Source organism: Sutcliffiella horikoshii (assembly GCF_020524325.1).
GTDB lineage: Bacteria > Bacillota > Bacilli > Bacillales > Bacillaceae_I > Sutcliffiella_A > Sutcliffiella_A horikoshii_D.
Genome location: NZ_JAIVKY010000017.1, coordinates 21,249 through 33,188 on the forward strand (window position 1 = coordinate 21,249; position 11,940 = coordinate 33,188).

An 11,940-nucleotide genomic window follows, 5' to 3' on the forward strand; every position below is an offset into this window, starting at 1 on the left:
TTTACTTTTTGAATCTCACTCAATCCTTATAATTTTGGCGGTGTAGCTCAGCTGGCTAGAGCGTACGGTTCATACCCGTGAGGTCGTGGGTTCGACTCCCTCCGCCGCTACCAACTTTATAAGGCCCATTGGTCAAGCGGTTAAGACACCGCCCTTTCACGGCGGTAACACGGGTTCGAATCCCGTATGGGTCATAGTATAAAAGCTGCCACAGCTTCAGGGAATACCTGAAATTGTGGCAGCTTTTTTGTGTTTGCGTACTTTTAAAAAATGGTTTTGGGTAACTTTGTTTTGATTTTTGGGTGGATCCATTCATAATAGCTGTTCCAACTAACTAAATTTAGAGTGATTTTTCGTTTATCCATCGTAAATGGAATATATCCATTGTAAAGCCGATATATCCATTGCAAATAAGTTATATCCATTGTAAAACCGAAATATCCATCATAAAAAAGATATATCCATTATAACAACTTAAAGAAACCCCTTGCTAAATGCATAACCTAAGTTGATTGCAGTGGAAGGCGCGAAGACGCCCGCGGGAGGAAGGGACAGGGGAGACCCCACAGGCGAAGCCGAGGAGGCTCCCGGACCGCCCGCAGGCAAGCGAAGCGCCTGGAACGGAAATCAACTGTTCTACAATTTTCCCCCTGCAAAACAAAAAAACACGCCCCACAAAATCCGGGACGTGTTCAAACGTTACGTTTTTATATATGAGATTTTCAGCAGCAAGTTACTTTCTACTTGCTCCACGACCTCCACGTTTTGATTCCGTGTTGCGCTTCAGGGAAGATAAACGATCTTCACTATCTTTCAAGAATCTTGCCATCTTCTGTTCGAAGTTTTCCTTTGGTTTGAATTCTTCTCTTCTTCCTCGTGGTGGGCGTTGATTTGAGCGTTGTTGATTGTTGTTCGGACGTTGGGACGGTGCCGCAGAACGCGGTTGTGGCTCACGGTAAGTGTCGCTCGCCTTCTTGATGGATAGGCCAATTTTGCCATCCTTCTCCACGTTGATTACCTTTACTTGTACTTCGTCACCAACTTTAAGATGGTCGTTGATATCCTTTACATAGTTGTCTGCAACCTCACTGATGTGGACAAGACCAGTTGTTCCTCCTGGCAATTCAACAAACGCACCAAAATTAGTTATACCTGTTACCTTTCCCTGTAACTTGCTGCCTACTTCGATTGACATAAAAAAAATGCTCCTCCTTAAAATCATAAAAAATAAATCACTTTACCTACCATTATACCTAGAGCAAAATTGAGGTGTCAATATGACGACTAATCTGACGACGAATCATCAGGCATATTGAAGATGATTTCATCCTCTTCTGACATGAAATAATCTCTACGTGCGATCTTCGCAATATAATCATCATCGTTCAGTTTTACAATTTCCTCTTCTAAACGCTGTTGTTCTTTTTTCAGTTTTGCCAGCTCTTGTTGAACAACTTCTTTTCTATCTTCTTTTTCTTGAAGAATAGCTCGTTGATCTAAGAGTGTTTTCCCCATTAGTATTCCAAAGACTAATGCTAAACAAAAGAATAATGATAAACGGCGATAAAGTCCACGGCGTCTTTTCTGTTGTTTCAACTGCTGGTCCTGTTTTTGTTTGGAATAATCGGAATGGATTTTTGCTACCTTTTCATCTTTTGCCGCGCTCATCTTATCATTCCTCTCCTAGCGCTTTTTCCAAAAGTTCTTTACTCTATTTATTATACTATGTTTCCTATTCTTTACTAGTGTGAAAAACCCTTCAAGTTTTTTAAAAACAATGTGTAAATATTTTTTTACAACATTCGGGACCAACTTCCATACTAGCATAAGAATCCACTTGAATGGTAATGAACAAATTTTAACAATCCGCCATATAATCAAAAGCAGAAAGCGCACTGTCGAGTAAAGAAACTTCCAGATACCTAATAATAATACGATAAGTGCTTGTACTAATAGTTGAATGGGCTTCACTATCAGCATTCTTACCATTTTTTCCAAGAATCGATACAAGTTGATGACAAGTTGTATGATGGATTCTAGTAGGCTCAAATAAAAATACCGGAATAAGCTTTGATAGGCTGCAAAACCACACACGAGCGCAATGAGGATATAAAATCTAATTTCCCCCTCATTGACCCTTAATAATACATAAAAACCGATAAGGGCTTGCAAGAGCCAAAAGAGGATGTCGTGAATAAACACGACCCACTTGGCTCTTTTTTCCCGTTTCAGAAAACGTCCATACGTATCAATGGCCGCTCCAAGCCATGCCCCCATCCCTATCATGGCAAGCATTGTATAAAGCTGGGTGGTAAGTGTCATTTGAACAACTTACTAAAGAACCCTTTAGCTTTCTCCGCCTGTTGATCATCTAAATAAATGATTTCCATGATCTTACCTTTGATAGAGACGACGCCGCTTTCTACATCAAGGTTTTTCATTTGAAGGTTTTGACCCCTGACAGAGAGAAATCCCATGACGGTTTCGAGAAGAAACTCTTCGTTATCAAAACTTTCCACTTGCTTTACACCTGTGATATCCAACATTCTGCGGCTTCTCATCACGATGTCTTGCTCTTGGACAGTCTGCTTGTTTCCTTGATTCGGATCATAGTATTGGTTCATATTCATCCCTCACCTATCTAGTACTTGAAGATAGTACATGTATATGAGAGGGATATATTTTTAGAACAAGCCTGTCCGTTACTCTTCTGTTTGTTCCACTCTTTCTTCTTTTACAATCGTATACATCATGGCTGCGTCTTCTTTTTTGGCATTCTCTTGTATGTTATCAATGGAAGCAGTGACGATCTTTTGCCCAAAGTGAATTTTCAATTCATCTCCTGCTTTTACGTTGCTGCTGGCTTTCGCTTGTACATCGTTGATATAGATACGCCCCTGCTCTGCTACTTCTTTAGCAAGTGTACGACGCTTGATGATTCTTGATACTTTCAAAAATTTATCCAAACGCATAATGTTACTCCCCCTATAATATCTGTCTGTTAAACACCGCTGGTGATTTCCGCACTTGGCTTCGCTTTCCACGGGGCACTTGCGGAGCCTCCTCGGCAAGCCTGCGGAGTCTTCGCCATGTGCTTCAACCACCAGCTGGGATATCTGAATAAAAACAGAAAACCTTCATCAATTTATAACCCGTTCTTTTTCGCTTCTTCCCAAATAGCATCTAATTGTTCTAATGATAGATTCTCGAAGGAGTGCCCTAATTCCTTTACCTTCTTTTCAATAAAAGTAAACCTGCGGTAAAATTTGCGGTTGGTTAGGGCCACCGCTTCTTCTGGGTCTATTTTATAGTATCTTGCAATGTTGACGAGGGCAAAAAGCACGTCTCCGAATTCTGCGGCCACAAGGTCAGAACTTGAATCCTTTGCTAGTTCTTCCTGCAACTCCTCGATTTCCTCATTTACTTTATCCCACATTGGGGCAACATCATCCCAATCAAACCCTACTTTTCCGGCTTTTTTCTGATATTGGAATGCTTTTGTAAGATTAGGCAGCCCTTTTGCAACGGAATCTAGAATGGACTGCTCGGCCCTTTCTCCTTTTTCCTCGGCTTTAATTGCTTCCCAATTGGTGATCACATCGTCTGCATCTTCCACAGAGGTGTCGGCAAATACATGTGGATGCCTGCGAATCATCTTCTCGTTGATCCCTTCTATCACATCTTCTATGCTAAAGTACCCTTCATCCTCACCGATCTGAGCATGTAGCATCACTTGTAAAAGAACATCCCCAAGCTCCTCAATGATTCCATCTGTGTCTTCCTCATCAATGGCATCTAGCAATTCATATGCTTCTTCAATTAAATATTTTTTCAGGGATTCATGCGTCTGTTTCTGATCCCACGGGCAGCCACCAGGACCTCTTAAAGTCGCAATGGTTTTTCTAAAAGAAGAGAATTGTTTGTAAAGAAGCTCCTCCTCTTTGACTGCTGGAACATAGACACTTGTCAGGTTATTGATTTCTGCCACCCTGTCGAGTTCGTACAATGGCACCTCTGTAATCTTTTCCATGGAAGATCCAGCTGCCGTTACAATGGTCACGGGATAGTCATCAGGCAACATCTCCATCAAGGTGAGCTTCACTTCTGATGCAATGAAGGCATCATATACCTGGCAGAAAATCATCGCCTGGGTCGGTTCAATCGCCTCTTTTACAATGGAGGTTGCATCGTGAAACTGAAAACCTTCGATTGGATCAAGTCCGACTGCTGTAAACATCGGATCAAGGAAGCTTTGTCCCCCTTTTATATCAAGTGTAATACTGCCTTCTTGTTCTTTTTCGAGCAAAATCTGCACGGTCTTCTCTGCAACAAGCGGATGGCCAGGAACAGCATACACAATTTCCTTATCTGCACTAAGATTGATTAGCTTTTCTGCTATTCTTTCATACACCGTACCGAATGTGCCTTCTTGTTCATAGATGGCATCAAACGACTCGTAGGTCAGCCCTTCCCGTTCAAGCTCCTCAATGACAGGATGCTCTTTTGTTCGAAGGAAAAGGTGGTCCGCCTTCATTAATTGCTTATACACTCCCATCGGAAGCTGTTCGAGGTCCCCTGCACCAAGACCTAAAACCTTTATCATATTCATGTATGAACACCAACTTTATTATTATTTTAAAAGCTTCACCAGCTTTTTTCCTAGCGGAAGAAGCATAAGTTCTTCTTTTGTAAAAAAGTGATTCTTTATTAAAATTAATAGGTAGGTGAGTCCGCCAATCACTACTCCCACAATGCTCTGGATAGTGGCTAGCACTCGGCTATCGCCTATCAGTGAATCTGTTAGAAGCAGATAGACTGCCAAAACAGCAGACATCAAGGCAATACTAACAAGCAAAGGAGCGGTTGGCATTCTCTCAAAAATAGAGGTGCCTGTTTTCTTTTTTAGCACTAGGACCATCATGACGGCGACCAAACTGAACGCCACCAATGTACTGATCGCCGCTCCCAATGTGGAATGGGCGGGTATCAATAACATATTTAACAAATATTTAAAGCCTATCCCGATCCCTACAAAAAGGGCGGGAAGATAAGGGTTGCCAAGGCCCTGCAAGATAGCTGCTGCCGTCAAGGCCAGACTGCAAAAGAGAATCGATAAACCAAGTACCAATAGAACTTGGTATCCATTTTCATTAGAAAACAGCATTATATTCACTGGTTTGATAAGCCAAGCAAGACCTACAGCGGCCCCTGCTCCCACTCCAATGCTGACACGGATGGAGAGACTTATTTTTTCTTTCACTGCTTCTTCCTTCTCCTTGGAGAGAATAATATATGGGACAAGAGATAGTGAAAATGCGGTCGCTACCACCGTTCCAAGCTGGATAAGCGGCTGTCCCCTGTCATAAACCCCTTTAAGCTCTTTAGCACTTTGCTGATCGACACCCGCTTCCAACAGCCCGGCATAAATGGTAAACGCGTCCACCATCTGAAAAAGGATCAGCAACAGCGAGCTGATACAAATGGTAAAGCCTTGAAGCATCAGAACCTTTACAATAGACTTCGAAGTTGGAACCATGTTTGAAGGTGCAACCGTATGTTTCTGTTCTCTTTTCCTTTTTTGGTAAAAGGCCAACAGAACCAGGACTGCAGCAAATCCACCAATGACAGAACCGAATATGGCACCTGCCCCTACTTCATAAAGGGAAAACCCAGCGTTCACGAGTAAGTAAGACAGCACAAGGATGGTTCCTACTCTGATTACCTGTTCACTGACTTGCGAAACGGCTGTGGGCGTCATCTCCCCAAGTCCCTGAAAGCTTCCTCTCCAAACAGAAACCAAAGGCAACAGCAAAAAGGAGAAAGCGACAATTTTAATTAATACAGAGAGTTCCAGATCCCCCATAAAAGTTGCTATGTGGGGCGCACCGAGGTACAGCAACAGGAAAAAACTCACACCCAAAAGCGTCAAGAAACAAAAGGACACCCAGCGTATTTTGCTTGCCGCCTGTTCCCTTGTGCTTTCAGGATGTTCTGCAATAATTTTAGAAATGACAACCGGAAAGCCATATGTAGATAAAATGATAGCCACCCCGTAAAAGGGATATACCTGCTGATAAATATAAAAGCCAACATCTCCTACGATATTTTGGAAAGGGACGCGATATGCTGCACTGAGGATTTTGATGATTATTCCTGCAATAGTAAGGATCATGGCGCCTTTCCAGACCTTTTGATAGGAGTGTGGTGATAAATCATTCATAAAAAAGCCCGCCTTAAAGGTATTCGTACAATTGTATAATTATAGCATATGTTGAACAGAAAAGATGAAAGCATTACGTCCATGATGATGCGCTCTAATAGAGAATTAAGAACAAACCGATAACTTACTATCCAAAAAGAGCGAATTACTGTCCATTTAGACAAGAATACTGTCCAAATTCTTAAAATACGATCTAAACTGCCCCATTTACTGTCCAAACTCACGTAAATACATGCCAAACGACAAACATCCTCATATTTCGACAACCAACTACTCCCGCTCTTGTACCTGAACCCTTCATTTCTACAAAAGGTAGACAAAAGAAAAGAAGCAACAGACAAACGTGTCTGTTGCTCCCACTAAGGATTATTGCTCCATCTGTCTCGCAAGGAAGCCCGCAGCTGTTTCAACAGCTTTTTGTTCCACTTCTCCAAGCGACTTATCTTTGGACATGATCACCACTGCCCCAATTGGATCACCGTTTGCCACGATAGGTCCAATGGTATAAGAAGAAAGTGCTTCTACGTGTCCATCAACAATTGCCAGCTGCTGTTCATCCGTTTTTAATACGGAATTGCGATCCTCCATGGATTTCTCCACGACTTCGCTGATGCTTTTGTTCAGGTATTCCTTTTTAGAACTCCCAGCGACAGCAATAAACGTATCGCGATCACAGATTAACACCGGGTGTCCTAGGCTATCATAGAGAGCTTCGGCATATTCTTTAGCGAAATCGCTAAGCTCACTAATTGGAGAGTATTTCTTTAAGATAACCTCTCCGTCCCGATCGACGAAAATCTCAAGCGGGTCACCCTCGCGAATACGCAGGGTTCTTCTTATTTCTTTAGGAATTACAACGCGACCGAGGTCATCAATACGACGTACAATACCAGTTGCTTTCATTTCTTAGGTTGCCTCCTTCATCCGATGATAAAAAGAGATGAGTTAAATTGGTGGAATTGATCAATATGTCCTGCTTTTGAAGAATTCACCATTCGTTGAAGTTAGTATCCTACACTCAGGGAGTTATATACATGTTGGAAAAGTTTTTTTCTGATAGTAAATTCCCCCAGTATTTATATAGACGTTTCTTCACAAACTCAAACCTATGAGGAAGCATTCACGCTTTCTTTTTTCACTTTTTCTAGTCCTTTTATCATGGAAATGGCCACTTGTATCCATTCCTCTGTTGCAGATCGCTTCGTCTGGATGACAATCTTCAGGTGCTTTCCTTCCATTCCAAGGCTCACCATTCTGCCGAACTCATTTCCTAATTGGAATAGCTTTTGTCCATCGATAATGGCGCTGGCTTCCTCAGAAAGAAGAATGACCAACTCTTGTTTTGTTTGTTTAATGGAATCCACTTTTTCTTTTAGACCATAGACTCTCATTTCTGATACTTGGAATAAATAGTCGACCTCTTTTGGATAGTTTCCGAAACGGTCCTTCATTTCATCTTGTAGCTCTACAAGGTCCTCTTTTGACTCTAAGCCGCGGAAACGCTTGTACATATCAATCTTTTGCTTACTGTCCGGGATGTAGGACTCAGGAATGTACGCATCAAGCTCCACGTCAATGGAGATTTCATGCGCTTTTTTCGCATCTTTTGGACCTTGGCGCTGCTCGATTGCCTCTTTAAGCATCTGGGAATACATATCAAAACCGACAGAATCGATAAATCCGTGCTGTTGGGCACCTAGCAGATTTCCGGCTCCACGAATGGAAAGGTCACGCATGGCAATCTTAAATCCTGAACCAAGCTCTGTGAATTCTTTAATAGATTGCAGACGTTTTTCCGCTACTTCTGTTAGTACTTTATCTTTTCGATACGTGAAATAGGCATATGCCACACGATTAGATCTTCCCACACGTCCTCTAAGCTGATAAAGCTGGGACAATCCCATTCTATCTGCATCAAAGACGATTAATGTATTAACATTTGGAATGTCCACTCCAGTTTCGATGATGGTTGTACTGACAAGCACATCCGCCTCACCTTCAAGAAATTCAATCATCACAGACTCTAGTTCGTTTTCTGTCATTTTCCCATGCGCATAGGTCACACGCGCTTCTGGAACAAGCATGGAAATCTCATCCGCTTTTCGCTCGATATCTTCCACTCTGTTATATAGGAAATAAACTTGACCGCCTCGGGCCAGCTCTCTTTCAATCGCTTCTTTTACCAAGTTCCCGTTATATTCCATCACATATGTTTGAACAGGAAAACGGTTTTCCGGTGGAGTCTCAATGACAGACAAGTCACGCACCCCAAGCATCGACATATGTAATGTCCGCGGAATCGGCGTGGCAGTTAACGTAAGCACATCAATATTGGCTTTAAGCTGTTTGATTTTTTCTTTATGGGTAACCCCAAAGCGCTGTTCTTCATCAATAATCAACAGACCAAGGTCTTTGTATTTAATGTCTTTGGATAATAAACGGTGTGTCCCAACGACAATGTCCACCGTTCCATTACCAAGCCCTTTCATCGTTTCCGTCTGTTGCTTTCTAGATCGGAAACGGCTTAACAGGCCAATATTGATAGGGTAGTCTTGGAATCTTTCCCTGATGGTTTCATAATGCTGCTGTGCCAAAATGGTGGTTGGCACCAAAATGGCTACTTGTTTGCCGTCTGTAATCGCCTTGAAAGCAGCCCTTATGGCAACTTCCGTTTTTCCATAGCCGACGTCTCCACACAGCAATCGGTCCATCGGGCGGGTTTTTTCCATATCCAATTTGATTTCATGGATGGATCGCAACTGATCTTCTGTCTCCTGATAAGGGAAGGTTGCTTCAAACTCTCTTTGCATTTCTCCATCTGGTGAGAAGGCATGACCGACACTCGCTTCTCTTTCTGCATAAAGCTTAATCAGGTCATCTGCAATGTCTTGGACAGACGACTCCACTTTATTTTTGACCTTCTTCCAATCGGTCCCACCAAGCTTATAAACTTTCGGTTCTTTCCCTTCAGAACCTACATATTTTTGGACCTGATCTATTTGCTCAACAGGCACATAAAGTTTGTCAGAGCCTTGATATTTAATATGAATATAATCTTTATGAAGACCATTAATATCAAGTGTTTCAATTCCTAAGTATTTACCGATTCCGTGATTGATATGGACAACATAGTCCCCTACATTTAATTCGGTATAATTTTTAATACGTTCCGCGTTGGATAGCTTTTGTCTGTTTTTAGGCTTCTTCGCTTTCTTTTTGAAAAGCTCTTCCTCTGTGATGACCGCAAGCTTTTGCATCGGTAATTCAAAACCTGACTGCAGATCTCCCTCCACAAGCTGGACCTCTCCATGGGCAAAAGCCGATCCTTTGGAAAGCTTTCTTATATCCATCTCATAATCCGCAAACACCGTCTCTAGCTTCTCCATCCGCTCTTGGTTGGAAGCAAGGACCACAATGGCATAGTTCGCCTTCCTCCAGCGCTCAATTTCCGATTTCAACAGATGCATCTGCCCGTGAAAGTGCTGCATACTCTTAGAAGACATATTAATTAAGTTTTCCGGATGCGTATGCGGCACTGCTCGTAAGAAGAGGGACAAATATAGGAAAGCCTGCTTTTTGCTATGTACAATCTGGGCAAAAGAATGAGAAAACTTTAGGTCATGCACTGCTTTTCCTTCTGCCAATAGCTCTACAAGCCACTCTGCTTCCTCTTTATCAAGGCTTTCCGCCGTTTCATGGATTCTGCTGATTTCATCCATGATGACTAAGCCACCCTCAGGAATGTAATCTAGTAAACTAGCTGGTGAACTGTAAAAGAATGAAAGATATTTATATAGCTCTGAAAACACTTGTCCGTTGCGTATTTGTTCTAGTTCATAGGAAATATTTTCTGTTAACAACTGTTTTACATTATCATTTTTCACCTTTTTAATCGTTTTCGCCAGTTCCTTTTCAAGAACCTCCCTGCCATTTTCAAGCTCTTGATCCGTAAGAAGCATCTCCGTTGCAGGTCCAATCGTCACCCTATCCATATGCTTTTGAGAACGCTGATCCTCTACCGTAAAATAACGGATGGACTCGACTTCATCATCAAAAAGTTCAATGCGGACAGCATATTCTTCCGTGATAGGGTAGATGTCTATGATTCCTCCTCTGATACTGAAATCTCCAGGCGTTGCCACCATTCCTACGCGCTGATATCCGAACCTGACTAGACGTTCTGCTAAGTTATCGAGTTCGAGTGTTTTTTCTACTTCAATGGTCAACAATGTCTGCTGCCATTTTTCTTTAGATGGGAGTATTCTTTTTAACCCTGCGATGGGTGCGATAATAATCCCATTATTTCTAGTAGCCCAATGGTTAAGGGCCTCTACGCGCTGTGCTTTCAATTCCGGACTAGCAATTCCGATTTCCGCCGCCAACACATCGTTTACAGGGTAAAGATACAGTTGATCCTCCGGCAGGAAGCTTGCCAAGTCGTCATACACTTTTTGGGCATGAAATAAATTATGGGTGATAAGCAGAATTGGCGCCTTTCTTTCTTCATATAGCGCCGCAATTAACATCGACCTCGCCGAATTAGAAATTCCGGAAATCAACTGTTCTTGCAAACCTTCTTGAAGGCCAACCAAAACCGACTGGAAATCATCATTTTCACTAAAATATGGAATAAAACCCTTCATGACAAACACCCTCCCCTCTCTTTGATTAATGTTTTATAGTCTTCTTTTTTATCAGTTAGTATCTCAGACGCAAAAAGGCTTTGGTGTCTCACCAAAGCTAATTTATCTGCTCTATTGTATGAACCGTTCTTGTTCATGCCAGTCAGGGTTCCGGTCAAGCGCTTCCTGGCAATCCTCACAAATCGTTTTAACATGTACATCACCATTTTGTTGATATGCTATCATTTCATGTCGTTCTGTATCTGACAGTTGATGAAACCCCAGTTCTTCTGAAAATACCGATTTGGAATCGATGGTGCCGACCTTATAGCCGCAATGCCTGCAATGATAATGGATAGCCATCCTTTTCCCTCCACTTTTCTACAAGACCTAAAAATGGCCCCTTTTACCAATAGTATGAACAGTGGGTAACATTGTTATACAAGGCGTGTTGGGTTCAAGAGTCTCTAAGGAAAGCTACCTTAACATTCTATTACTGATTAAAAGTGTTCATTACTTGAAGAAATTCTTTTGACAGGTTTTCTTCACAAGCTTCTGCCGCTTTCTTCACGCTGTCATCAATAGCCGGACGCTCTTCTGTGTGGAACTTCCCAAGTACATAATCCGAGATGGACGGTCCATTTTTCGGGCGATCAATTCCCATTCGGATACGGTTAAAGTTTTGGGTTCCCAGGTGCTGTATTAAGGACTTAATACCATTATGCCCTCCAGCACTTCCTTTTTGGCGGAGACGCAGTTTTCCAGCAGGCAAGTCCAAGTCATCATAGATTACCACCAAATCCTCTACATCCAGCTTATAGAAGTCCAATAACGGGCGAACACATTCCCCCGATAAATTCATATATGTAAGAGGCTTCACTAATAGTACTTTTTCGCCGTTTATCGTGCCTTGGCCAAAGATCCCTTTAAATTTAGATTGTGTCAAAGGGATGTTCCATTTGTCTGCTAATTCATCTATTACCATAAATCCGATATTGTGCCTTGTTTCTTCATATTGACGGCCTGGATTTCCAAGCCCCACAAATACTTTCATTATTTTTCCTCCTGAAACGTCTTGCTCTTTACCAAATAAGGATT

General features: G+C 42.1%; 11 protein-coding genes and 2 tRNA genes. 2 read left to right on the plus strand and 11 right to left on the minus strand.

Translation table 11 applies throughout. From position 1 onward, the window contains the following. Positions 1-36: 36 nt before the first annotated feature. Both LC091_RS19550 and LC091_RS19555 read left to right on the plus strand, forming a co-directional pair. Positions 37-113 (plus strand) — tRNA-Met (locus tag LC091_RS19550). A 9-nt stretch (positions 114-122) separates the two neighbouring features. Next, positions 123-194, plus strand: a tRNA-Glu gene (locus tag LC091_RS19555). 539 nt (positions 195-733) lie between these two features. Here the strand turns inward: LC091_RS19555 and LC091_RS19560 are convergent. The 11 genes from LC091_RS19560 to pth form a co-directional block, all read right to left on the minus strand. Beyond that, complete coding sequence (locus tag LC091_RS19560) at positions 734-1,195, minus strand: S1 domain-containing RNA-binding protein (RefSeq protein ID WP_060666719.1); 462 nt, start codon at positions 1,193-1,195, stop codon at positions 734-736. 89 nt (positions 1,196-1,284) lie between these two features. Then, positions 1,285-1,668, minus strand: a complete 384-nt coding sequence (locus LC091_RS19565; RefSeq protein WP_168865995.1) for an FtsB family cell division protein — start codon at positions 1,666-1,668, stop codon at positions 1,285-1,287. Between the two features lie 15 nt (positions 1,669-1,683). Further along, a complete protein-coding gene (gene yabQ, locus LC091_RS19570; RefSeq protein ID WP_226683715.1) occupies positions 1,684-2,322 on the minus strand; it encodes a spore cortex biosynthesis protein YabQ in 639 nt (212 codons plus the stop codon). Then, complete coding sequence (gene yabP, locus LC091_RS19575) at positions 2,319-2,624, minus strand: sporulation protein YabP (RefSeq protein ID WP_010191403.1); 306 nt, start codon at positions 2,622-2,624, stop codon at positions 2,319-2,321. The genes yabQ and yabP overlap by 4 nt, the downstream gene beginning before the upstream one ends. 78 nt (positions 2,625-2,702) lie before the next feature. Then, entirely contained in the window at positions 2,703-2,972 is a 270-nt protein-coding gene (locus LC091_RS19580) for an RNA-binding S4 domain-containing protein (RefSeq protein WP_226683716.1), read from the minus strand. Positions 2,973-3,145: 173 nt separating this feature from the next. After that, the gene (gene yabN / locus LC091_RS19585; protein WP_226683717.1) at positions 3,146-4,609 is read right to left on the minus strand and encodes a bifunctional methyltransferase/pyrophosphohydrolase YabN; all 1,464 of its coding nucleotides are present in this window, start codon (positions 4,607-4,609) and stop codon (positions 3,146-3,148) included. Positions 4,610-4,630: 21 nt separating this feature from the next. Further along, positions 4,631-6,220, minus strand: coding sequence for a putative polysaccharide biosynthesis protein (locus LC091_RS19590; protein WP_226683718.1), 1,590 nt, complete (start codon positions 6,218-6,220; stop codon positions 4,631-4,633). 366 nt (positions 6,221-6,586) lie between these two features. Continuing rightward, positions 6,587-7,123, minus strand: coding sequence for a stage V sporulation protein T (gene spoVT / locus LC091_RS19595; RefSeq protein ID WP_226683719.1), 537 nt, complete (start codon positions 7,121-7,123; stop codon positions 6,587-6,589). Between the two features lie 203 nt (positions 7,124-7,326). Continuing rightward, a complete protein-coding gene (gene mfd, locus LC091_RS19600; protein WP_226683720.1) occupies positions 7,327-10,863 on the minus strand; it encodes a transcription-repair coupling factor in 3,537 nt (1,178 codons plus the stop codon). Between the two features lie 111 nt (positions 10,864-10,974). Next, positions 10,975-11,205 carry an anti-sigma-F factor Fin family protein gene (locus tag LC091_RS19605; RefSeq protein ID WP_010191394.1) on the minus strand — a complete coding sequence of 77 codons (231 nt, stop codon included), beginning with the start codon at positions 11,203-11,205 and terminating at the stop codon, positions 10,975-10,977. A gap of 130 nt (positions 11,206-11,335) precedes the next feature. Continuing rightward, positions 11,336-11,896 (minus strand): aminoacyl-tRNA hydrolase, encoded by a 561-nt coding sequence (gene pth, locus LC091_RS19610; RefSeq protein WP_319003690.1) that lies wholly within the window; start codon positions 11,894-11,896, stop codon positions 11,336-11,338. Between the last annotated feature and the right edge of the window lie 44 nt (positions 11,897-11,940).